Raw genomic sequence first — 23,241 nt, 5'->3', positions numbered from 1 at the left:
TGCCGGTATGAATCCCGAGCTTTCTTACGCAAGACGCGGGAAATATAAAACAGGGCGGAAAAAGCAGAATCGTCTGCTTCTTCCCCCCTGCATCGCCGTCTTAGGACGGCTGCTCCTCTCTTCTTTCGCCCCGGATTCGTCTGCTGAAATCAAGCACCATGCCGGCGCAGCACCCGATCAGCGCCGGCATCACCCAGCCGGCTCCCTGCGCGTACAGCGGCAGCGCATTCAGCCAGGTGTCCCAGCGGTGATTTCCCGCCGTCGCATTGATCAGATCAATCACGCCAAACAGCGCGACCAGACTGACCGTGGTCACGTAGACAAACGAACGGGCGGAAATGACGCGGTCGGCCAGCGCCAGAAGGATGAGCACGATGGCGACCGGATAGATCGCTCCCAGGATTGGTACGGAGACCGCGAGAATTTGCGTCAACCCCAGGTTGGCGATCGTCATGCTGACGAGACAGAGGATGCTTACCCAGGCCCGGTACGAAAGGCGCGGCAGCAGGCTGTTGAAGTACTGGCTGCACGAGGTGACCAGTCCGATGGAAACGCAGAGACACGCCACCGTAAACACGACGCCAAGCAGCACTTTCCCGCTGGCGCCGAACAGGTAGCCCATCACGTTGGTCAGAATCTGCGCCCCGTTGTCCGCTTTGCCCAAGAACGAACTGGCGGAACCAATCATCCCCAGCATCACGTAAATGACGCCCAACAGCACACCCGCCCCGAGACCGGCGCCAATCATGTAGACGGACAGGCGGCCTTTGTCCTCGATGCCCTTGGCGCGCAGCGTGTTGGCCACGACGATGCCGAAGACCAAAGCGGCCAGCGCATCCATGGTCAGATACCCGTCGAGAAATCCCTGAAACGCGGGATGCTCGGCGTACGGCCCGACAGGCTGCGCCGATGGCCCCATCGGAGACAGCAGGCTTTTAACAAAGATGAGCAAAATGATTGCCAACAGCGTCGGGGTCAACAACTTGCCGAAGCGATCCACCAGTTTGGACGGGGACAGGCTCAGCCAGAAGACCACCGCGAAGAAGACGGCGGAGTACACGGCCAGCCCCCACGGCTGCGTCGACCAGGCAGCCGGCAGAAACGGCGCCATTCCCATCTCAAACGCCAGGCTTCCGGCGCGCGGAATCGCCAGACCGGGACCGATCGACAGGTAGATCAAGAGCGGGAACAGCCAGGCAAAGACCGGGTGCACGCGTTGGGACAGCGCGAAAAAGCTGCCCGCCTTGGCGATGGCAACGACCCCGAGAATCGGCAGCCCTACCGCCGACAGCAGAAAGCCTGCGAGGGATAGCCACACCTGCTCACCGGCCGATTGGCCGAGAAACGGCGGAAAAATGAGATTTCCCGCCCCAAAAAACATGGAAAACAGCATAAAACTGATCAGGACCATGTCCTTTTTGGACAGCGTATGTTTCACAGTATAGCTCCCTCCTCCTATATAGAGAGGGATTCTATCAACTTTTCCGCCGGGAATCCAGTAGCAACGCGATATTCGCAATGTTCACTTTTGTAAATGATTTCAATTTATTTGAAAAATACGTTCCTGATCAGGATGGTACGCCGAGTCCTGTGTCTGCACGCTGAAATTGTTACTCGTGCGGACGACAAGCGGAGACATAGGAACATAACCGGCTGCCTGACTGACGCAGACTACCGTTTTTCCCTGCGCAGCTCCTCCTCCACTCGGTCCAGCCATTCGTGGACGAGCGCGGTAAACAGCCGGCTTTGCTCGATCTGCAGGTTGTGGCCCGCGCGATCCAACACGACGAAGCTAGCCCGCGGATAATGCTCCAGGATCGTCCACACGTCCCGGTAGCCCGTGCAGTCATCCTGCCGTCCGGTCAGGATCAGCACCGGTTTGTCATACCGCCCGACCAGCGGTTCCACATCAAAGGAAAACGAGAATCGCTGCTTCAGCTTGTTCAGAAAGTGCTTGTCGGCCATCTGTAAGCCGGAGAGGATTTCCCGCTCAAAGCGCTCCCAGCTGCAGCGGTCCTGCACGACAGCAATGGAGGTAAACTCCTCCCGCTCTTCCGGCGTCAGTTCGGCCAGCAGTTTCTCATCCCGAGCCAGCACGGTAAGCGGGGGCAGGTCCCGTTTCTCCTTTTCCGCGTGAATGGCCGGACAGATCAGCAGCATACCGGCCATTCGATGCGCCTGTCGGGTGAGCAGCCCTCTGGCGAGATAGCCTCCGTAGGATTCTCCCGCGACCAAAAACGGCGCTCCGTGCGGTATCAGCCGCTCCACCACCCGCTCGACGACCGACAACATCTCATCCGATCCTGTGATCCAATCCGCTGCTTTGGTCCGTCCCATCCCCGGGAGGTCCAGATAGATCCGCCGCCAGCCCGGACGGTCGGCGAAGACAGGCTCCATGCAGCCCGTCATCAGCCGATGATCAGGTGAAAATCCGTGCAGCATCAATACAGGAAATCCCTCACCGTACTCTACGTAATGAACCGTCACGTCGTCCAGCACGCATTCCATATGCCTTCCTCCCAACTCGAACGTTTGTTCTGTGTCATCATACCACGTTTGCAGAAAAATGGGAAGAATTATTCGCTTTCCCGGCTGGACGCAGGCCGCGAGTGGACCAGCCGCTCCAGCGCCATGCAGATCAGCACGCCCATCAAAAGACCGTTGCTGACGAGCGGACTGATGTAGGGCGGCAGCTGCGCCAGGAATGAGGCGGGCAAAAACATGCAGCCGACACCGGCCATCAGCGCAACGCCGACGATATACCCCTGCCGTTCATCCAGCCCGCTTTTGGCGATCTCCTGGATTCCCATGCCAATCATGTTGGCAAACGAGAGGAACACGCTGGCGTACCCCACCGAGACGGGGATCGAGGCAAACCACAGCGTGACCGCCGGTATGAAACTGACCGCGACCAGCAGCAGACTGCCCATCACAAACGGCCATTTGTCCTTCATCCGCGTGGTCAGGATAAAGCCGGCCGTGTAGGACACCGGCACGAAGCCGATCGTGGAAAACGCGGCGGACAGCAGTTGGCTGATGCCCATGATGATGCCGGACCGGTTGGCACTGACGGGCTCGGCAGGGTGGACCACCCGTTTCACCGCCTCCATGCTGGCGATCAGATTGCTCAGCAAAAGGACGGTGACGATGAGCGAGGTCAGCATAATGCCGCCGTCAGCGTGCGGCCATCCCCACGACAGCAGATGAGGCAGGGAAACCCAGTCCTCTGCCGGTGCTTCGATTTTCTGGTACAGGCCCGCCAGGACGAACAAGGACCAGCCAAACGCAATTGCGATCAGCACCGAATAACTGCGCAGCAGTTGGTATCGGCTCCTTGCCAGGACCAGCGACACGATGAGCGTAGCGAGCGAAATGGCCGCCGCTTTTCCGTCAATCGCGCCCGATTTTGCTCCCAGGATGCCCGTGACAAACGGTCCGCTCATCTGCGCCACCAGCAGGAGAAAATACGTGCCGACCACCGTCGGCGAAAACAGCCGGCGAATCAGGTCCATCCAGCCAAACGCGCTCAGTGCAAGGAAAATCAGGCCGCTTGCGATCAGCCCCAGTTCCAGGGCAGGCAGAACCTCGCGCGGCTGGAGTCCCATCGCGGGAGCCAGGGAAGCAAACAGGAGAAACACGCCCCACCACAGCGCTGCGGGCCCCTCGGCGATGGGCAGCCGGTGTCCCCAGAGGGCCTGCAGGACCGATACGACCCCCAGGACAAACAGCGAGCGCTGCACAAAGTCGGCGATTTCCACCGGCGTCATGCCGTACGCCTGCCCGATCGCGAGCGGAGCCACCACACTGCCGGCGAGGATAAACATGGCCCACTGAATGATCGAGAGTGCCTGCCGCATGTTACAGTACCCCGTACTGTGCGTCCCGCTGGTCGGTAATAAACATGTGCCCCGGAGCGTGGGTGATCATCAGTTCCGGTTTGCAGCGCATCGCCACAGCTTGCGGCGTCACGCCGCAGGCCCAAAAGACGGGGACCTCCCCCGGATAAATCGGGACGGGATCGCCAAAGTCAGGCGTGTTTACATCGGCTATCCCGATCTGCCGCGGGTCGCCGATGTGGACGGGTGCGCCGTGCACCGCCGGAAAGCGGGAGGTGACCTGTACCGCCCGCACCACCTGATCGTGCGGAATGGGCCGCATGCTGACCACCATCGGGCCGGAGAAGCGGCCCGCCTTTGCACAGTCCAGATTGGTTACGTACATGGGCACGTTGCAGTGTTGTTCGATGTGGCGCACCGGAATGCCGTTGTCCAGCAGCGCTTGTTCAAAGGTAAAGCTGCACCCCAGTAAAAAGGCGACCATATCCTCCCGCCACAAATGGTCAATCCGGGTGACTTCCTCCGCCAGTACACCCTTCCGATAGACACGGTATCGGGGGAGATCGGTACGCAGGTCGGCGTCCGGAGCGACCAGTGCCGGAACGGGTGATCCGGGTTCGGTCACATCCAGTACGGGACACGGCTTTGGATTGCGCTGACAAAACAGCAGGAAGTCAAAAGCGAGCGATTGCGGCAAAATCACCAGGTTGGCCTGTGCATATCCGGCAGCCATTCCTGCCGTCGGTTTGTCCCAACGCCCTTCCCGCATCAGCATACGGGCCTCTTTCGGATGCATCGACGCAAACTCGTTCATGCTCAGTCCCTCCATTCAGTCGTGGATTGCACGGAAAACACCGCAGGCGGCGGCAAGCGTCCTGCGGTATCCATTCTTCCTGATTATTGGAACAGTTTCGGCAGCTCATTCACCAAGGTATATACGCCCATGACTGCCATCGTAATCGTGACGATCAAGCCGAAAATGGTCATCCACAGCGGGTGTTTGTAATCCCCGACGATGTTTTTGCGATAGGCGGCGATCAGCATCACCCCGAGCGTTAGCGGGAGAATCAAGCCGTTTAACGCCCCCACCAAAACGAGGATTTTCACGGGACGGCCGACCAGCACAAAGACCAGCGTGGAAACAGCGATGAAGCCGACGATGATCCAGTTGTGGTAACGGTCAATCTTTTCATGGAAGGTACGAATAAACGAGACCGATGTGTAGGCGCTGCCGATGACCGAAGTGATCGCCGCGGCCCACATGACCACGCCGAAGATTTTGTACCCCACCTGCCCTGCCGCCAACTGAAAGACGGATGCAGGCGGATTGGACGGGTCCAATTGCAGCCCCTGGGCGACGATGCCTAACGCCGCGAGAAACAGGATGATGCGCATGACAGACGCGATGGCGATACCGGAGACAGAACTTTTCGTCACTTCCGGCAAGGAGGAAACCCCCTTGATCCCCGCATCCAGGAGACGATGGCCGCCGGCAAACGTGATGTATCCCCCGACCGTGCCGCCCACCAGGGTGACGATCGCCAGCACGTCAATGGTGTCGGGAACAAAGGATTTGACGACCGCTTCCCCCACAGGCGGCGAAGAGGTGACCGCTACGTACAGGGTCAGGACAATCATGACAGCGCCCATGAACTGGGCAAATCGGTCCATCAGTTTGCCTGCTTCGCGCACGAGGAAAATCCCGATGGCGATGATTGCACTTACCAACGCCCCCGTCTCTGCAGAGATGCCAAACAGCACGTTCAATCCCAGCCCCGCTCCGGCGACGTTTCCGATGTTAAACGCCAGACCGCCCAGGACGATCAGCAGAGCGACGAGGTAACCCAGGCCGGGCAGGACCATGTTGGCAATGTCCTGGGCCCGCTTTTCCGAGACCGTGATAATGCGCCACACGTTCAGCTGCGCCCCGATGTCCAGCAGGATCGACATCAGGATGACAAAGCCAAAACTGGCGGCCAACTGCTGCGTAAATACAGTCGTCTGCGTCAAGAAGCCCGGTCCGATGGCGGACGTAGCCATCAAAAATGCGGCACCCAACAGCAGGCTGATTCTCGATGCTTTCATAATAGATCCCCCCGATTGTCTCTACATTGGATGTTTCATCGCCTTGACTGCGATTCCAGACGTTTCCAACGCCGCACGAATCTTGCGGGCAAACGTCAGTGCGTGCGGACCGTCGCCGTGGATGCAGACGGTTTCCGCCGTTATCTCGATGTCTGTCCCCTGCCGTGTGGTCACCTTACCTTCCTTGACCATGCGGATTACTTGGGAGACCGCCTGTTCGTCATCGGCAATCAGCGCATCCGGCTGGCTGCGGGGCGTCAGCGAGCCATCCTGCTGATAGGTGCGGTCGGCAAAGACTTCGTTGATTACATGCAGACCGATGTTCTTCCCTTGCACAACAAGCTGACTGCCCGCGAGTCCGACCAGGTAAAGCTCCGGATTGATCCGATAGACGGCTTCGGCAATCGCCCGGGCCAGTTCCGGGTTGGCAGCCGCCATGTTGTACAAGGCTCCATGCGGTTTCACATGCTGCATCGTGCCTCCTTCCGCCTGTACAAAGCCCTGCAGTGCTCCCACCTGATAGACGATCAGATCGTACGCTTCCTGCGGAGATACGGCCATGTTGCGCCGGCCGAAGCCCTGCAGATCAGGCAGGCCCGGATGGGCGCCGATCATGACGCCGTGTTCCAGTGCCAGCTTTACCGTCCGGCGCATTGTGCCCGGATCGCCGGCATGGAAGCCGCAGGCGATGTTGGCGGAAGTGATATAGGGCAGAATCGCTTCGTCGTTTCCAATCGTGTAGGCGCCAAAGCTCTCTCCCATGTCGCAATTGAGATCCACGCGGTGCATGCAAATCCCTCCTATGCAAGTTTGAACTGAATGCCCAACCTGGCCTGCCGAATGCTGTACTCCCTCTCAAGCAGCAGCGCTTCCGCTTCGGCCCGGCTGATTTCGACGAACCGGATCACATCCCCCGGCTTGGTCTGGGCGATGAGCGGCAGATCGACACTGGCAATCTGGGCGATTTTCGGATAGCCGCCCGTCGTCTGCCGGTCGGCCAGCAGCACGATGGGCTTGCCCTCGGCCGGGACTTGCACAGTGCCAAACGACACGGCTTCGGAGATCAGCTCCGTCTGCGAGACGAGCGACAAGACAGGTCCCTCCAGCCTGTAGCCCATTCGGTCCGATTGCGGTGAGATCCGAAACGCCTGCGAAAAAAATGCCTCCTGACTCGCTTCTGTAAACCAGTCCCACTGACTGCCGCGCATGGCCCGTATCACTGGCGATGAATCGTATGCCGGCAGCAATTCCGGTCCGATCCCCCACTCTGCCGGAACAAATGCCCCCTCCTCCGCGTGCGAGCGCAAGTGGCGGATCATCATCGTCGACTGTTCCGGAAGCGGCCCGGCTTTCAAAACGTCTCCGGCACGAAGCGGCCGCCCCTCATGACCGCCGATACCGGCCCGCAAGTATGTAGAGCTGCTGTTCATCACCACCGGCACCTGTATCCCTCCGGCCACAGCCAGGTAACTGCGCGCCCCGGCACGGCAGCCGCCTGACTCCAGGACGGCGCCCTTTTTTACCCACACCGGCTTCCACAGCGGCACGGGAACGCCGGCGATCGTGGGCGACAAATCGGCGCCGCAAATGGCGATCAGCGCGTCCTCCGTAAATTCGAGGGCCGGTCCGATCAGCGTCATTTCCAGCGTGGCGTCTGCGTCGCAGTTGCCCACCAGCAGATTGGCGGCCCGGTGGGCAACCGGGTCCATCGCCCCGCTTACGATCACGCCGTGTTTTTGATACCCGTAACGCCCAGCATCCTGGACCGTTGTCAGCAGTCCGGGGCGAATGACGCGTATCGTCATGCCGATCCCTCCTCGTATGCGCGAAATTCCTCTTCCGTTATGGGCACAAACTGGACGCGATCCCCTGCCTGCAGCAGGCTGGGCGGATCTGCTTCCGGACGGAACAGCCTCAGCGGCGTGCGGCCGATGATCTGCCAACCGCCCGGCGTTTCCAGCGGATAGATGCCAGTCTGCTTGCCGGCGATACCGACAGAACCTGCCGGAATGGACAGGCGGGGTGACTGTCTCCGCGGTGTGGCGATTTTTTCCGGCATCCCCCCGATATAGGGAAATCCGGGGGCAAATCCGATCATGTACACCTGGTAATCGCCAGAGGCGTGCGTTTCAATCACTTCCTGCTCCGTCAGGTTGTTGTGGCGGGCCACTTCCCCGAGGTCGGGGCCCATTTCGCCCCCGTATAGGACGGGAATCTTGACCAACCGGCCGCTGACAGGGGCTGTTTGCCCCAGATTGTTCAGCCTTTCGCGAATCTGCCCGCAGAACCATTCATAGGGTGAAAACGGCTGACGGCTTCCTCCGTCCATCCGCTGCCGTCCCTTGTATCGCTCGTACAACTGGAAGGGGTCGTAAAACACCGTGACAGTAACATAAGCGGGGATGTATTCCACCATGCCGGGCAGCGGCTCCTGCTCCAGCGATGCGGAAAATTGCATCACCTGGCTGTGAATGTGCGGGTCAATGCTTGTCCCGAAGCGGACGACCACGGCGTGATCGCCGAGCGGTTCCAGACGTACCTTCATCGCCGATTCCCTCCTGACGGTTGTCGCCATGCCAGTCCGTGTCCGCACATGTTCGGGTGAACGGCAGGTTCGACCGTTTCCGACAGGTGCTGGCGGGCGAGAAACAGCTGAAGCAGGTCCGCCGCCTTGTGGACCGATTTGTTGATGTCCGACAATCCTCACCCTCCGTTCCGATATTCGGAATTTTTGTTCCGTTTTCGTTTTTTTGTTTTTCATTATACGACAATTTTCAATCCGTATACAATCACGAATTTTCCGTTAATAAAAACGTCCGCAAGCTGCTTGCCGTCGATCCGACAAGGCTTGCGGACTTCCTGACATCCGTCAGCTTTAAGTGGTCTGTCAGCTATGGTGAAGTCGCCAGCTTTTCATTGGTCCTCTTGAAATGAGGCGAGCGCAATGGCGATCTGATCCTGGATGTCTGTAAAGGTTTTGCTGCCTTTTGCGTACCCGTTCAGCAGGATGGAGAACGCCAGCTTCTTGCCGTCCTGGGTGGTCACGTAGCCGGACAGGCAGTTCACGCCTGTCATCGAGCCTGTCTTGGCGTGTACGTTCTGTTCGGCTGCCGTTCCCTTCATCCGGTTTTGCAGCGTTCCGTCCACGCCGGCCACCGCCAGGGAGTCGTAGTACATCTCGAAGGTCTCCTGCCTGCTCATTCCCTCCAACACTGACAGGACGTGACGGGCGGAGATGAGGTTGTAGCGGGTCAGACCGGAGCCGTCCACCATGTCAAAATTGGTGCGGCCTCCAAGCGATTGAACAGTATCACTCACGACCTTCACACCGGCTACAGCGCTGCCCTCCTCCCCTTTGACCGCACCCAGTGTTTTTAACAGCATCTCGGCGTAGAAGTTGTCGCTTTTCTTGTTGAGATAGGAGACGATCTCCCGCAGCGGCTGCGACGCAAACTCCGTCCACTTGACCGCCTGAGCGGGAACAGTTCCTGCTAATACCTTACCGCTGCCGGCGAAGGTGATTCCTTCCTTTTCCAGCACCTCCCGCAGGACTGTGCCGAAGTACAAGGCAGGCTCTTCCACCGGTACCCGTTCGTAGTCGCCTGCCGTTCCCAGCGGCAGGTTTCCGGTGACGTGAATCGTGTTCGTTCCACGTTCGCGCGTGATGGCAAAGGTGTTTTCCTCACCGGCTGAGACCGTTTTCGCTTCGTTGATGATCTTGACGTACGCGGTCTTGGGCAGCAGATTTACCTGAACCGCTTCTCCCGCTTTCGCACCCGGCTGGTACTCCACCATGACCGTGCCGCGGTTGAGGGACAGCGCGCCGATCAGCGGATTGTAGTAGTAGCTCTCGTCGTCCCAGGCCCAGCCGAGGCCGAGCCGCTGGTCATCAAAATAGCTGTCGTCCAGCACCAGATTGCCATTAATCCGCTTGATGCCCTGCGCTTTCAGCCAGCCTGCGATTTCTTCGACGGAAACGCCTTCCTGCACCTTCAGACGGTCCTCCGTGTGCAAGGTGGGATCGCCGTAGCCCTTGACATACAGATCGCCGTTCAGCACGCCGTTTTTCGGCAAGGGCGCCGATCCATACAGCTCCGTTTTAAATGTATACCCACTCCCCAACTGGAGGAGACTCGCCGCTGATGTCAGCAGTTTCAAATTGGAGGCCGGTGTCATCAACGTATCCGCGTTGCGCTCGTACCAGACAGCGTCGTCTCCTTTATCGTCCAGCGACTTGACGATCACGCCGGCGGTGATACCGGACTGGTCGGCAGCGTCGAGGATCGGGTCCAACAGCGCAGAGAGCTTGTAGGTGGCGGGCTCCTGCGCCTCGTATTTGTCCGGGGGGGCAAGCTCCGGGTACTGGGTCAGCAGGATCGCGAGCTGGTCCTGCAGATCGCGGGCGTACTTTGATTTGTAGATGCCATTGATCAGGATGGAAAACGCCAGCTTGTGGCCGTTTTTGGCTGTGGCGTAGCCGGACAGGCTGTTTACGCCGCCCATCGAGCCGGTCTTGGCGATGACGTTCCGCTCCGCCGGGGTTCCCTGCAGACGGTTTTTCAAGGTGCCGTCCACACCGGCGATCGGCAGGGACGTTTCCAGCGCATCCCGATACTCCTGCTCCTGCACGAAGGCGAGCAGTTTGACCATCTGCTCGGCGGTGATCCAGTTGAAGCGAGACAGGCCGGAACCGTCCACCTGTTGATAACCGGCGTCTATACCTGCCCGCTTCAGCACGTCGGCGACCACTTCGCTCCCCGCTTTGCTGCTGCCCTCTCCTTTTTGCGTCGCCCCAAGCGTCTTCAAAAACATCTCGGCGTAGAAGTTGTCGCTCTCCTTGTTCAGTTCCACGAGCAGCTCGGACAGCGGTTTGGACAGGTGGGTGTAGAGCGCGACGCCCGTAGTGACCGTGGTTTTGGCCGTTTTCGCCTGGGGACGCAGTTTGATCCCGGCGGCAGCCAACTGCCGCTTCCACACATCGGCAACAAACAGGGCGGGGTCTTCCATCGTCACGTCTTCCTGGTAGGGCTTGGCCTGAATGCCGATCATTCCGGAAAAGACGACCGTATTTGTGCCGCGCGGCCGCTCTACACTGATGTTGCTTGTGGTGCCCTCGACCGTTTTCAGTTTGTTTACCAACCGGATGTAGGACGTATCCGGCTCCATCGTCAACGTCGGTGCCTCTCCCGCTTGTTTCGCCGGCGTGACTGTTACAGTGATGCTGTTCTTATGTACCGCTAGTGCGCTTATTTGGGCACTGTAGCCGTATGGCTCGTCATCCCACATCCAGCCGATGCCGAGGCGGGTGTCATCGAAATAGCTGTCGTCTACCAAAAGATCGCCGTTTATCTGGGTCAGCCCCTTCTCCTTCAGCGCGGCCGCGATACGCTGCAAGTCTTCGACGGACAGCCCGGGGTTCCCATACCCCTTTAGGATCAGGTCGCCATTGAGCACGCCGCTTGGCAGCAGCTTGCCCGCAGCGTACACCTCCGTCTTCCATTGGTAATCGGGGCCCAGTCTGTCCAGCGCCGCGACAGAGGTAAAGAGCTTCAGGTTGGACGCGGGCACGTACGTTCGGTGGGCGTTGTGCCGGTACAGATACGCCTTTTCGTGCAAATCGTATACGGCGATGCCCGCGTGAAGACCGATGCTGTTCTCATCACGGGCCAGATCGGCCAGCAGTTTTTCGATGTGGGCTGTCAGCGGGTCGGCTGCGGTTGCTGCCTTTTGGGCAAGGGCCGGTACCGCCGCAACATTCAGCAGCAACAGCAGCGTCAGCAGCCACATCCCTATGCGTTTGTGTAACTGATTCATAATACCCTCCTTCTCCTAGTGTAGTGCCAGATTGAAAAATCTAGCAGACCTATGTACCATAATACCATTTTGCAAAATTTTCCGAAATATCATACCGGCAACAAAGGGGCAGTTTCTCTTGCAGCATTGTATCCCCCGTGTGGCATGGGCGGCCTATTTTTTGAAAACAGGTAGTTGTCTAGGAGTTCACACCTCGTCCCGACATAGGATATACAGGCATTAACTCAACAAACGTACACGTGGAGGGGTGAAGAGGTGCGCATCCTGGTTGTTTGTCCAAAGCAACTGCCGGTCCCCCCGATCAAAGGCGGCTCCGTCGAATCCGTCACGTACAACATTTTCAAGCGCATGGCGCAAAGCGAAAAGGTCGTGCTGCTCAGCCGCAGCCATCCCCGCTTGCCGAGCGTCAGCCGGTACGTCGGCGGCAACCTTCAGGTGATCCGCGTCCCCAGCAGCAGGCCGTTCGCCTACCTGCGCGCCGCGCTGCGCAAAGTGGCGGGACAGTCGTTTGACATCATCCAGATTGAGAATCGGCCGCGATTTGTTCCGTTTGTGCGACAGGCGTTCCCCCATACGCCGATCATTCTGTCGCTCCACTCGCTTACATTCATGTCTCGCTTGACCCTGCCGCAGGCCAATGCGATCCTCCGTCAGGTGAACGGCATCACGTCCGTATCGTCGTTTGTCACCAACACGATGAAACGGCGCTATCCCGCCCACGCCCACAAATTCCGCACCGCGATTCCCGGAGTGGACGCGGTAAAATTCCGTCCGTGGCCGGCCGCGGCGAAACTGCGTCTGCGGAGACGCATGGGATTGGCCGGGAGTTTCAATGTTCTGTTCGTCGGACGAATCGTCAGAGGCAAGGGACTGCATACCCTGATCCGCTCCGTCGCTCAGTTGAAACGGCGCATACCCAACATCCGCCTGGTGGCTGTCGGCGCCTCCTGGCCAGGCGTGAGGCGGCAGACGCCATACATGCGGTACGTTCGCAATCTGTCCAAGCGCCTGCGCGTCCCTGTCCGCTTCACGGGCTACGTGCCGCCTTCCCGGGTGCACCAGATGTTCCAGCTCGGAGATGTCTTTGTCTGCCCCACCCTGTTTCGCGAAGGCCTGGCCACCGTCAACACCGAAGCGATGGCATCCGGCATCCCCGTTGTGGCTTCCAATCGCGGCGGGATACGGGAAGTTGTCATACACGGACACAGCGGCCTGCTGGTCAACCAGGCCAACAGCCCGGCCGCTTTTGCCCGCGCCATCGCCCGCATCCGCAACAATCCGGCACTGCGCAGACGGCTGATTGCCAACGGCAGGACGAGGGTCCGCTCCTCTTTCAACTGGTACGGTACAGTCCGCCGACTAAAAGCGCATTACCAGGATGTCCGTTCAGCAGCCTCGTCGTCCAAAAAAAGCCACTGACCGGCGTCAGTGGCTTCATTGTTGTTCCCGTTTATTCAAAACATGATCATGTACATGTAAATGGCGACGGACAGCGTACAAATCAACACACTGCCGACAAACGTCCAGATAATCAGCTTATTGTAGCGATCTTCGCGATTGTCGTTCATCAAAACGTCTCCTTGTCCTGATTTCCCCTTTCCATTATAAGACCATTGTCAGCAAAAAGGAAAGGGGGTGTGCAGGATAAAAGCAAGCCCAAACGCGTGTTGAACGTTTGGGCTTGTTCGTTATCTTCAACTACTTCAACAGATTGCGCATGACGTCGTCCACCTTGACGTCGTTTGTGATCAGCTTCTCTTGTTTCATCCAGTCGATCAGCTTCTGCCAGGATTCGGCCGTCTGGGTGCCGAACGGCTGGTCGCCCGCGTCCATCAGCGGCAGCAAGATGTCCAGGCTCTTTGTTTCCACGTCTTGATCCAGCGGGAACTCTTTGGCCTGTTTGTCCAAGAGGAGCTGGAGCGCTTCCGCCTTGTGGTTCTTCACGTATTCCTGTCCTTTGGCAGCCGCCCGCAGGAACGCCTCCAGCGCCTGCTGCTTTTTGCCCAAGGTCTCGTCGCTGGTGGCTATAACCAGCTCATAGTAGGAAGGAACGCCGTAGTCGCTGGGCTTGATAACGTTGACGGGTACGCCATTTTTCTCCAGGATCAACTGTTCGTGGTTGATATAGCCGCCCACTACCGCATCCACTTGTTTCGCTGTGAGCGCCGGGATGATGTCAAAGCCGATGTTGGTAAAACTGAGCTTGGAATCGTCCGCGCCCGTATGCTTCAGCACAGTGCGGACGATCGACTCGTCCAGCGGAATGGACGGATAGCCAATGTTTTTGCCAACCAGCTTTTCCGGCGTGTCCAAACCGCTGTCCTTGCGCGTCATGATCACGTTCAGCGGCTCGCGCACGAGCGCCGCGATGGAGACGACCGGAATGTCTTCGGAACGAGCCTGCACCACCTGCGGCTGGTAGCTGATGGCCAAGTCCACCTTGCCGACCGCCACCATTTTCAGCGGGTCGTTGGTGTCCGATGGCATTTGCAGGTGGACGTTCAGGTTTTCCTCACGAAAATAACCCTGTTCTTCTGCCGCGTAGAGGAACGAGTGCACGGCGTTTGGATACCAGTCGAGCGCGATGGTCAGTTCGGTCGGCTCGCCTGTGCCCACCGCCGGCTGATTGGCTTGCGGTGCCGTCTCGCTTCCTGCCGGGCTGCCGCACGCCGCCAGACCAGCCGCCAGCGACAAGCTCATCAATGTCTTGGCCCATCTGGAATAACGTTTCATGGCTCAATATTCTCCTTACTGTGTTTTCATCTGTTTCCGTGTGTTTGTGCGCGCATGTGGTGCAAACCGCCGTTCGATCATGCCGGCCAGCCAGAAGAGCAGCATGCCAAGGGCAGAGAGCAGCAGCACGGAGGCAAACAGGGCGGGTGCCTGAAAATTGCCCGATGCCCGCCGGCCGAAATAGCCCAATCCCTCGCTCGCGCCCAGCCACTCGCCGATGGTTGCCCCTCCTACGCTGTACGTGGCCGCTACCTTCAGACCGCTGAAAAAATGCGGCAGGCTGGCCGGAAGCTGCAGTTTGGAAAAAATCTGCCAGCGCGACGCCCCCATCGTCCTCAGCAGGTTGACCATCTCCGGGTCGGCCGCGCGCAGACCATCATAGGTGCTGACGACGATGGGAAAAAACGTGAACAGGATCGTCACAGCGATTTTTCCCGACAGTTCGTAGCCAAACCAGAGGATGAAGACAGGCGACAGGGCGATGATGGGAATCGTCTGTGAAATCACGATATAGGGATAGACCAGCCGTTCCACCGGGCGGCTGAGACTCATCATCAGGGCGAGCGCAATGCCAAACACGATCGACGCCGACAACCCCAACAGCACTTCCCGCAGCGTTGCCCACAGGTGCAGGCCGAACAGCTGCTCGCGCAAATCCCATACGGCCAGCAGCACGGCACTTGGCGGCGGAAGGATAAACGGCGGGATGGCAAACAGGCGGCAGACCGCTTCCCAGCCGGCCAAGAGCAGCACGAACGAGAGGCCAAACCAGATGCCCTGGTGAACCGTCTTCATCACGCATACCTCCCGACCGGCTGTGCCGTGGCCGATTGCCGCAACAGCTCCCAAATCTGCCCGCGCAGCGCCTGAAACGCCGGATGACTGCGGCTCGCCAGCGAGCGCGGCCGCGGCACCGGGACGTCCAGTTCCACCGGACTGCTGATCGGGCTGCCAAGCAGCACGACGATTCGGTCCGCCAGCAGGATCGCCTCGTCGATGTCGTGGGTGATCAACAACATCGTGCAACCCGTCTGCTGCCACATCGTAAGCAGCCACTCCTGCATCTCCATCCGGGTGATGCCGTCCAAAGCGCTGAACGGCTCGTCCAGGAGCAAAAGGTCGCTGCCCGTCATCAGCGCGCGCAAAAACGATACCCGCTGCCGCATGCCGCCGGAGAGCTGCGCCGGATAAGCATCCGCCCAGCCGTCCAAACCGAAGCGTGGCAGCTCCTGCCTTACCCGGGCCTGTGCCTCCCTGCGCGGCATGCCCTGAATCTCCAACGGCAGCGCGGCGTTTTCCACGACTGTCCGCCACGGCATCAGCAGATCACGCTGCGGCATATAGGCGACCTGCCCCAGCCGCCGGGCTGCCGGTTCCCCGTCCAGCCTGATCTCGCCGTGTTGCGGCTCCAGCAGGCCTGCCGCCAGCTGAAACAGCGTGCTTTTGCCAATCCCGCTCGGCCCGATCAGGCTGACCAGTTCGCCGCGTCCGACCGCAAGCTGAAATCCGTCGAGTATGGCCTTCTCCCCGTAGGAGAATCGGACGCCGGCGAAGGCTAGTTTTTCTCGCACGGCCACATTTCCCTCCGGTATGCCATATCCCAAAACAGATACTCCATGCGCGAGGTATTGAGAAAATGCTCTTCCAGACGGTTCAGCTCCCGTTCACTTTTGCCTTCCGCCAGTTGATCCATCAGTCCGATCAGCCACTGTGCATGTTGGCCGAACTCGTCGGAGCTGTAGGTGCGCACCCACTCACCGTAGAGCGGATGATCCAGTGCGCCGTCCACCTGCGCCAGTTGCTTGCCGATCTCCCAATAGCTCCACGTGCAGGGAAGAACGGCGCTGACCAGTTCGGCGAGCGTGCCTTGGTGGGCTACTTTCAGCATGTAGCTGGTGTAGGCCAGCATGACAAATGACGGCTCGGTCGCCTCCAGTTCTTCGCGGGAAATCCCGAAGCGGGCAGCGTACTGCCGGTGCAGTTCCATCTCGTAATGAAGCGTCGACTCCTGCAGGGCGGCAAATCTGGCGCTGGTGGCCAGATCGTCTGCCTTGGTACTGGCGATTGCGAACAGTTTGGCGTAGTCGATCAGGTAGACGTAATCCTGCTTCAGGTAAAACCGGAACGATTCAACCGGCAGACTGCCGTCGCCCAAGCCGGTTACGAACGGATGACGATGCGAACGCTCCCAAATCGGGGCGACGCGATTCAACAGGCGCTCTGTAAAAGTGGCCACGAGGACATTCACTCCTTTTCCGTGTTGCACCAGTCTGCGAGAAACCGGGCCATAATTTGCGCAAAGCGGACCAGTTCGTCCGGATCGATCGACTCGTCAACGGCATGGGCCTGGGACAGCTCGCCGGGTCCGAAGATCACCGCCGGAATGCCGGCGTGGGCAAACCAGCCCGCATCCGTTACCGTTCCGGACATGTCCACCACAGGTGTACGCTGCATCACCGCCTGATAGGCCTGCTTCAGTCTGGATAGCGCCGGATGGTTTTGATCCAGTTCCAGCGAGGGGAAAATCTCGCCCCGCTCTTCGATCATCGACCGTCCTCCCCACCGGAATGTCGGCGGGTGGTCCCGCAGCCACGGATCGGCCGCAGCCGCCGCCTGCACATGGGCTTCGATTTCTTGAATGATCGCTTCATGCGATTCGTTGGGGTAAAAATGGACGGTGATCCACAGCGCGCAGCGGTCGGCGATAAATGCCGCATGCCGACCGCCCTCGATGACCGCGGGGTTGATCGTGTTGCTGCCCGGCGAAAATCCCGGGTACGACTTCATCACTGCCCAGTGGCGTTCCAGCTCCTGCAGCGAGGCGATGATCTTCATCATCTTTTCGATCGCGGAGGCACCGTGCACGCGTCCGCCGGCATGGATGGTTTTTGCCCGCATCCCGTCGTGCAGGGTGACGGGGCTTTCTACCGTGATCCAGCCGGTAATCACACCGCCCTGTCCCTGCATGTGCAGGTGGCTGGTGTCCACCACGACGGCGTAGTCGGCGGAATAGCCCCGTTCGATGGCGGAGAGAGTGCCTGCTTCCCCCGCTTCTTCGCCGATCACCGATTGAAAAATCAGGTCGCCTTTCAGCTCGATTCCGTGCTCGCGCAGCATCCGGATGGCAAACAGGCTGGCTGCCAGGCCGCCTTTCATGTCGGCGACGCCGCGTCCGTACAGGCGTCCGTCCCGGCCCCGGGTAAGCGTAAACGGCGGATAGGTCCAGCCGCTGTCGTCGCCCACTTCCGCCACGTCGATATGCCCGTTGATGATCAGGCTGTGCGCCCGCTCCGGCGCAGTGCCCCGCAGGCGGCCCACCACGTTGTCATCGCCGGGAAAGACCGGCCAGCGATCTACCTCAAAGCCCAGCTCGTCCAGTTTTCGGGCGATCAGGCTCTGCGCGCCGCCGCTGTTGCGGGCAGGCGGGCTGACCGTGGGATGAGCGACGAGTTCGGCCAGCAGGGCAAACAACTCTTCTCTCCGCTCGGCTATAGCTGCCGTGACGCGTTCCACGTTATTCAATCATCCCTTCTGTCGGACTGCTGGCCGAGGCGTAACGCTTTTTCGGGATGCGCCCGGCGAGGAAACCCTTGCGCCCCGCCTCCACGGCCAATTTCATCGCTTCGGCCATCAGCACCGGGTTGTCTGCCAGCGCCACGGCTGTGTTCAGCAGGACGCCGTCCGCCCCCAACTCCATCGCCTTGGCGCAGTCGGCCGGAGACCCGATGCCCGCGTCCACGATAACCGGCACCTTGGCGTCTTCGATGATGAAGCGCAGGTTGTGCTCATTGAGAATCCCTTGGCCGGAACCGATCGGCGACGCTCCCGGCATGACTGCGTGCACACCCACTTCCTGCAGCCGTTTGGCGAGAATCGGGTCATCGTTGGTGTAGGTCAATACGATGAAGCCTTCTTGCACCAGGATGCGGGATGCCTCCAAGGTGCCGATCGGATCAGGCAGAAGCGTCTTGGGATCGCCGATCACTTCCACCTTGATCATGTCGCACAGCCCCGACGCCTTGGCCAGCCGGGCGATCCGCACCGCCTCCTCGGCCGTGTAAGCGCCTGCCGTGTTTGGCAGCAGGGTGAATTTTTTCAAATCCAACCGTTCCAAAAAGTTGGGCGCGTGCGGATCTTCCAAATTGAGCCGGCGCACGGCAAAGGTAAGGATCTCCGCTTCCGATACTGCCACCGCCTGGGTCTGCGTGTCCAAATCGGGAAATTTACCGGTTCCCAGCAAGAGGCGGGAACGAAACTCATACGGTCCAATTTTCAATGTATCCATCTTGTCAGCCTCCTCCGACAAAGTGAACGATTTCGATTCGATCGCCGTCTGCGACTGGCGTGGTTTCATAACGGGCGCGGTCGACAATCTCGCCGTTGCGCTCCACGACCACGATCTTTTCCTGCAGTTGGTAGGACATTAGCAGGGCTCTGACAGTATTAACCTCGTCTTCCAGCTCCACGCGTTTGCCGTTCAACTGTACCAGCATGGTCCCCCTCCTTTCGTCAGCGCCGTCGGGAATGGCCGGCCGCTTGTCGTCTTCCAGCCGATAAAAAAACGGCTTCCCTGCCTGACCGAAGTCCAGACAGAAGAAGCCGTTTGCACCGATGTCGGGCGGACGGCAAACAAAAAAACCATCCGCCACGGATGGTTTTGGTTATGCATGTGCAGTGATCGCACTTCGGTCCGCGTGTCGCGGCACGAAATCACGACAGTGCGTTAATGCAGCCGATACCTCTTCCTCCGCTGGCATGACCCAGGTCAGGTTCAACGGTCAGTAACACATTCGTTACAATCTCAGCCGACTATGCTCGGCCCCCGTTTGGTATTGCGCTATGCAGTTTTGCTTGCTCGACTACTACAGTAGCACGCTGCCCTTAGTTTGTAAAGGTCTCCTTGCGCAGTGCCTCCAACTCGTCGAGACAGCGCTGGGCCCACGTGACCATTTTGCGCAGTTTGTCCATCTCCCGCTCCAAAGCGGTCTGAACCGATTCCTTGTAGTCGGGCACCGCTCCACCGTAACGGATCACGGTCTGACTGGGCACCATGATCTTTTCCTGATAAGACAGCGCGGGACGCTGATGAAACAGCGGCACATCCACCTCGTACGGGTTGTGCAGGTCGCCCTGCGTCGGGTATTTCAATACCGCAAGCACCTTGACCAGCAGTTTGTCCCCGTGATTTTCCAACACTTCCGTCACGTATTCGCCCGTTCTGTAGGAGACGCGTACCAGATCTCCCGTTTGCCACAGCGACATGTCTATCTCTCCTTTCTTGAAAAAGCGTCAGTCCTGTTATACCCTGATCGATTCTTCCAGCAGCCGGCAGGCGTGTGCCAGCACCGCTTCCGCAGGAAGAATCGGCGCGCCCCCTCCCTGGGCCAGCGCAGGATTGCCGCCTCCTTTGCCGTCGATCAAGGGCAGCGTATCCTTCAGCAATTGGTTCATCGGCAGCGCCACCTGCTCGCCGCGAGCGAACAGAATCTGCAGCTTGTCTCCCTCGGCCGCGAACAGACAGACCGCGTCCGCTGCCTGTGCCGTTACCAATCTGGCGAGCTGCTGCAGCTGCTGCATGCTCCGGCCAGCCCACACGGCCTTCACCAGCCGTACGTCAGACAGCGGTACCGTCTGCGCCAGCAGAGACTGCGCTTCTCCTTCGAGCAATTGTGTTTCTTTTTCCTCCAGCGCCGCTTTCAGCTGTTCGCGTTCCGCCACCAGCCGCTGTGCCTGCTCGGCCAGCTCCGGCTCGCCGGTACTCAGCGTGCGGGTCAACTCACGCAGCAGCAGATGCTTGCGGGAATAGTCGGCGAGAGCCCGCCAGCCGCAGAGGAACGTGAGCCGGATGTTGCCGCGGTGCCGCTCCCACCCGATGATTTTAATCGGCCCCACTTCGCCGGTCCGAGCCGGATGGGTGCCGCCGCAGGGGTTGTAGTCAAAGTCCGGGATAATTACCACACGAATGTTTTCGCTGACGGTTGGCTGTTTGCAAAGAGGCATGAGGGCCAGTTCAGCGTCCGTGACAAACCGTGCCTCGATGGGCCGGTTTTCCAGCACGATGCGGTTGGCCAGGGCTTCTACCTGCTCCGCCTGCTGAATGGACAGCTCATCCAACCGGACATCAATGGTGACGTAATCCCTGCCGAGGTGAAAGGCGACGGTCTCTGCCCCCAGTACCTCGACAAACGACGCCGAGAGGATGTGCTGCCCGGCGTGCTGCTGCATGTGATCAAACCGCCTGGGCCAATCGATTTGGCCCGCGATCTGCTGCCGCTCCTGGGGCAGCGGAGCTTCCAAGCGGTGGCGGATGTCACCGTCCACTTCCACCACGTCGATGACGCGGATGCCGCCCAGCTCGCCCAAATCGCAGGGCTGCCCTCCCCCTGTCGGGTAAAAGGCAGTGCGGTCCAGCACCACGTACGGTGTCCCGTCGGGTTCCGTCCCCCATTTCAGCACGCTTGCTTCAAAGGTGTGCAAATACGGATCGTCATAGTACAATCGGTTGTTCATAGCCGCTCCTTACTGCCGATTTTTGTCTTCCAGCAGGTTTTATCCATTTCGCTTCACGCAAGTCTCCCTCGTCCGGATACTGCCGTATGTACGTGTCGCTCAGCCGGCCAGTCGCGCCAGTTTTTGCTCCCGTTCTGCTCGTTCCTCCGGCGAAGCGAGATCGTATTTTTTCAACAAATGAAACAGTTCGTTCAACGTCTCCTGGGACAGCGGCGTTGCGAGCAATTCCTCAAGACGGGCTGCCAGCGCTTCGGGCAGGTAGGGCGTCTGCTCCGCCAGCTTCGCCCGCACGTCTTCCACGCTGTGATTCAGTCTGCATTCTCCCATATGCCCTCTCCTTCTTCCGTTTTGCACCATCATACCATGAGTGGCAGGCGAAGAAAAAGGCGTACGCCCCGTTCGGAGGTACGCCTTTTGTTTCTGCGTAGTCTTCACACTCGTTTGCGAACGCGAAAATTGTCTTCGATCAACAGCCAGTTTTGCGGAAACGGCAGCCCCAATTTCCAGTAGCTGACGCCGCGCAGGCCCAGTTCCTTGACCAGGTTGAACTTGGCCTGGATCGAACGGGCGTCTTCGAACCAGACGCGATGGCGGTTCTGATCGTCGTCCGTGTACTCGAAAAACGGCGCCTGCGCTTGATAATCGTACTGAATGTTGACGTTCCGCTCCCGTGCCAACGCGATTGCCGCCTGCGGGCTGAGGGAGCGAGCGGTCGTGCCGGGCTGGAAGGGCAGCCTCCAGTCGTACCCGTACAAATTCTGGCCCATCAAGATTTTGTTGGCGGGCATTTCCGTCAAGGCGTACTCCAGGACCCGGCGTACGGGACCAATGGGCGAAACCGGCATGGGCGGACCGCCGCTGTATCCCCATTCGTACGTCATGATCACGACAAAGTCGACGATTTCTCCGATTGCCCGGTAGTCGTGGGCGGGGTACCAAAGACCAGGCTGATCTGCTCTGGTCTTGGGTGCCAGGGCGGCGGAGACCATTTTTCCCACTGCGCTCGCCCGCTGGCGGGCGCGTCGCAAAAAGCGGACGTAGGCGTCCCGATCAGCAGCAGGCAGAGCTTCCAAGTCAAAGTGAATGTCGCCAAAACCAAGCCGCTGCGATGTACTGATGATGTTGTCCAGCAGCCGGTTTTGCACTGACATGTCGTTCAACACCAGGCTGCCCAGATCTGAACTGAACCGTTCCCCCTCCAGATTGGTGACCACCATCATCAGGACGTTCCGATTCTCCCGGGCAATCTGCGCAAAGTCATTTAGCGGCGGGGGCGACAGCGTGCCGTCCCGCCTGATCCGAAAGCTGAACGGCGCCAGATACGTCAGATGCGGCGCCGCTCTGCGCACGTCTGCCTCCAATGCCGGGGTCACCGTTCGCCGCGGCTCGGCATAGGCGTTAAAGTCAGCCGCCGGTCGCGGGCGCGGCGGAATGAACAACCGCATCCCTACCTGCAGGGGACGGAATTGTGAAATTTGATTGGCCCGGGCCAGTTCCGCGGCACTGATGCCAAAACGCTGGCCAATGGTGTACAGCGTATCACCCTGCCTCACCCAGTAATAGCTGCCCCGGATGGGGATCACCAGCGCCTGTCCGACGACAAGCCTGCCGGGATCAGGGAGCTCATTGGCCCGCGCGATCGCTTCGACAGACGAATCGTACGCCTGGGCGATGCCTGACAGTGTCTGTCCCGGCTGCACCACATGAATTTGCATGCGCCTCCTCCTTCGCGTTTTGTCTCTCTCTTCCATCTATTCAATGCGAGGCAGATAGGTGTTTGTCTCGCCCAAACGCTCACACGTTTGCCGCAAAAAAAGCATCCCGAAGATGATCCTCCGGGATGCTTTGTTACTTGCTTCGGAAGTTTACCGCGCCGCCGCTTGTCACAGCTCGCCAGATTCTTTTAACGTGCGGATCTCCTCGTCGGTAAACACCCGCGAGCGGGTGAGAAAGCGGACGCCCTCCGGCCCTTCCAGGGAGAACATGCCCCCTCTCCCCGGCACCACGTCGATGATGAGCTGCGTGTGCTTCCAGTATTCGTACTGGGCGGCGCTCATGTAAAACGGCGTCTCGCCGATCTCGCCCAACAGCACGTCGTTTTCCCCGATGAGAAATTCTCCGCGCGGATAGCACATCGGCGAGCTGCCATCGCAGCAACCGCCCGACTGGTGGAACAACAGCGGTCCGTACCTCTCCTTCAGCCGCTCGATCAACCGCAGCGCCGCTTCTGTTGCCAGCACTTTCGGCACTGTGCCCATGCGCT

The 23,241-nt window shown here is 59.4% G+C and carries 23 protein-coding genes and 1 riboswitch; of the genes, 1 reads left to right on the top strand and 22 read right to left on the bottom strand.

Going from position 1 to position 23,241, the window contains the following annotated elements; genetic code table 11:
* Positions 1 to 100: 100 nt before the first annotated feature.
* The 10 genes from brnQ to dacB form a co-directional block, all read right to left on the bottom strand.
* A complete protein-coding gene (brnQ, locus tag Q7F15_RS10080; protein WP_171565017.1) occupies positions 101 to 1,411 on the bottom strand; it encodes a branched-chain amino acid transport system II carrier protein in 1,311 nt (436 codons plus the stop codon).
* Positions 1,412 to 1,671: 260 nt separating this feature from the next.
* Positions 1,672 to 2,508 (bottom strand): alpha/beta fold hydrolase, encoded by an 837-nt coding sequence (locus tag Q7F15_RS10075; protein WP_171564824.1) that lies wholly within the window; start codon positions 2,506 to 2,508, stop codon positions 1,672 to 1,674.
* Positions 2,509 to 2,576: 68 nt separating this feature from the next.
* Positions 2,577 to 3,857, bottom strand: a complete 1,281-nt coding sequence (locus Q7F15_RS10070) for a purine/pyrimidine permease (RefSeq protein WP_171564823.1) — start codon at positions 3,855 to 3,857, stop codon at positions 2,577 to 2,579.
* Position 3,858: 1 nt separating this feature from the next.
* Positions 3,859 to 4,650, bottom strand: coding sequence for a putative hydro-lyase (locus Q7F15_RS10065; RefSeq protein WP_171564822.1), 792 nt, complete (start codon positions 4,648 to 4,650; stop codon positions 3,859 to 3,861).
* Positions 4,651 to 4,733: 83 nt separating this feature from the next.
* Positions 4,734 to 5,921, bottom strand: a complete 1,188-nt coding sequence (locus Q7F15_RS10060) for an NRAMP family divalent metal transporter (RefSeq protein WP_171564821.1) — start codon at positions 5,919 to 5,921, stop codon at positions 4,734 to 4,736.
* A 21-nt stretch (positions 5,922 to 5,942) separates the two neighbouring features.
* Positions 5,943 to 6,710 carry a 5-oxoprolinase subunit PxpA gene (gene pxpA, locus Q7F15_RS10055; protein ID WP_171564820.1) on the bottom strand — a complete coding sequence of 256 codons (768 nt, stop codon included), beginning with the start codon at positions 6,708 to 6,710 and terminating at the stop codon, positions 5,943 to 5,945.
* A gap of 11 nt (positions 6,711 to 6,721) precedes the next feature.
* Positions 6,722 to 7,726 (bottom strand): 5-oxoprolinase subunit C family protein, encoded by a 1,005-nt coding sequence (locus Q7F15_RS10050; protein WP_171564819.1) that lies wholly within the window; start codon positions 7,724 to 7,726, stop codon positions 6,722 to 6,724.
* On the bottom strand, positions 7,723 to 8,466 hold the full coding sequence (pxpB, locus tag Q7F15_RS10045; protein ID WP_171564818.1) for a 5-oxoprolinase subunit PxpB: 744 nt from the start codon (positions 8,464 to 8,466) through the stop codon (positions 7,723 to 7,725). The genes Q7F15_RS10050 and pxpB overlap by 4 nt, the downstream gene beginning before the upstream one ends.
* Positions 8,463 to 8,621, bottom strand: coding sequence for a hypothetical protein (locus Q7F15_RS10040; RefSeq protein ID WP_171564817.1), 159 nt, complete (start codon positions 8,619 to 8,621; stop codon positions 8,463 to 8,465). Before Q7F15_RS10040 ends, pxpB begins: the two co-directional genes overlap by 4 nt.
* 213 nt (positions 8,622 to 8,834) lie before the next feature.
* A complete protein-coding gene (gene dacB / locus Q7F15_RS10035; protein ID WP_304415506.1) occupies positions 8,835 to 11,735 on the bottom strand; it encodes a D-alanyl-D-alanine carboxypeptidase/D-alanyl-D-alanine endopeptidase in 2,901 nt (966 codons plus the stop codon).
* A gap of 255 nt (positions 11,736 to 11,990) precedes the next feature.
* Here dacB and Q7F15_RS10030 point away from each other — a divergent pair, with 255 nt between their 5' ends.
* Positions 11,991 to 13,154 carry a glycosyltransferase family 4 protein gene (locus Q7F15_RS10030; RefSeq protein WP_304415505.1) on the top strand — a complete coding sequence of 388 codons (1,164 nt, stop codon included), beginning with the start codon at positions 11,991 to 11,993 and terminating at the stop codon, positions 13,152 to 13,154.
* A gap of 279 nt (positions 13,155 to 13,433) precedes the next feature.
* Here the strand turns inward: Q7F15_RS10030 and Q7F15_RS10025 are convergent, their stop codons facing one another.
* The 12 genes from Q7F15_RS10025 to Q7F15_RS09970 all read right to left on the bottom strand — a co-directional run bounded on the left by Q7F15_RS10025 (position 13,434) and on the right by Q7F15_RS09970 (position 23,236).
* On the bottom strand, positions 13,434 to 14,468 hold the full coding sequence (locus Q7F15_RS10025; RefSeq protein WP_304415504.1) for an ABC transporter substrate-binding protein: 1,035 nt from the start codon (positions 14,466 to 14,468) through the stop codon (positions 13,434 to 13,436).
* Between the two features lie 15 nt (positions 14,469 to 14,483).
* Positions 14,484 to 15,263: an ABC transporter permease gene (locus tag Q7F15_RS10020; RefSeq protein ID WP_304415503.1), complete on the bottom strand. Its 780-nt coding sequence runs from the start codon at positions 15,261 to 15,263 to the stop codon at positions 14,484 to 14,486.
* Entirely contained in the window at positions 15,263 to 16,039 is a 777-nt protein-coding gene (locus Q7F15_RS10015; protein WP_171564812.1) for an ABC transporter ATP-binding protein, read from the bottom strand. The genes Q7F15_RS10020 and Q7F15_RS10015 overlap by 1 nt, the downstream gene beginning before the upstream one ends.
* Entirely contained in the window at positions 16,024 to 16,704 is a 681-nt protein-coding gene (gene tenA, locus Q7F15_RS10010) for a thiaminase II (protein WP_171564811.1), read from the bottom strand. The genes Q7F15_RS10015 and tenA overlap by 16 nt, the downstream gene beginning before the upstream one ends.
* Positions 16,705 to 16,712: 8 nt before the next feature.
* Positions 16,713 to 17,981, bottom strand: a complete 1,269-nt coding sequence (locus tag Q7F15_RS10005; protein WP_376717847.1) for an acetylornithine deacetylase — start codon at positions 17,979 to 17,981, stop codon at positions 16,713 to 16,715.
* A 1-nt stretch (position 17,982) separates the two neighbouring features.
* Complete coding sequence (locus tag Q7F15_RS10000; RefSeq protein WP_212131941.1) at positions 17,983 to 18,753, bottom strand: thiazole synthase; 771 nt, start codon at positions 18,751 to 18,753, stop codon at positions 17,983 to 17,985.
* Between the two features lie 4 nt (positions 18,754 to 18,757).
* Positions 18,758 to 18,961, bottom strand: coding sequence for a sulfur carrier protein ThiS (gene thiS, locus Q7F15_RS09995; RefSeq protein WP_304415502.1), 204 nt, complete (start codon positions 18,959 to 18,961; stop codon positions 18,758 to 18,760).
* Positions 18,962 to 19,193: 232 nt separating this feature from the next.
* Positions 19,194 to 19,304: riboswitch (TPP riboswitch) on the bottom strand.
* 45 nt (positions 19,305 to 19,349) lie between these two features.
* Complete coding sequence (gene kapB, locus Q7F15_RS09990; RefSeq protein ID WP_171564807.1) at positions 19,350 to 19,730, bottom strand: kinase-associated lipoprotein KapB; 381 nt, start codon at positions 19,728 to 19,730, stop codon at positions 19,350 to 19,352.
* A 36-nt stretch (positions 19,731 to 19,766) separates the two neighbouring features.
* Positions 19,767 to 20,978: an alanyl-tRNA editing protein gene (locus Q7F15_RS09985; RefSeq protein ID WP_304415501.1), complete on the bottom strand. Its 1,212-nt coding sequence runs from the start codon at positions 20,976 to 20,978 to the stop codon at positions 19,767 to 19,769.
* 99 nt (positions 20,979 to 21,077) lie between these two features.
* Positions 21,078 to 21,305: a 50S ribosomal protein L7ae gene (locus Q7F15_RS09980; protein ID WP_171564805.1), complete on the bottom strand. Its 228-nt coding sequence runs from the start codon at positions 21,303 to 21,305 to the stop codon at positions 21,078 to 21,080.
* A 104-nt stretch (positions 21,306 to 21,409) separates the two neighbouring features.
* The gene (locus Q7F15_RS09975; RefSeq protein ID WP_171564804.1) at positions 21,410 to 22,693 is read right to left on the bottom strand and encodes a glycoside hydrolase family 18 protein; all 1,284 of its coding nucleotides are present in this window, start codon (positions 22,691 to 22,693) and stop codon (positions 21,410 to 21,412) included.
* 168 nt (positions 22,694 to 22,861) lie between these two features.
* Positions 22,862 to 23,236 (bottom strand): DUF779 domain-containing protein, encoded by a 375-nt coding sequence (locus tag Q7F15_RS09970; protein ID WP_171564803.1) that lies wholly within the window; start codon positions 23,234 to 23,236, stop codon positions 22,862 to 22,864.
* Positions 23,237 to 23,241 lie beyond the last annotated feature (5 nt).

This window comes from Brevibacillus aydinogluensis, from assembly GCF_961514395.1.
Classification (GTDB): domain Bacteria; phylum Bacillota; class Bacilli; order Brevibacillales; family Brevibacillaceae; genus Brevibacillus; species Brevibacillus aydinogluensis.
This window is presented reverse-complemented; position numbering and strand designations above follow the sequence as displayed.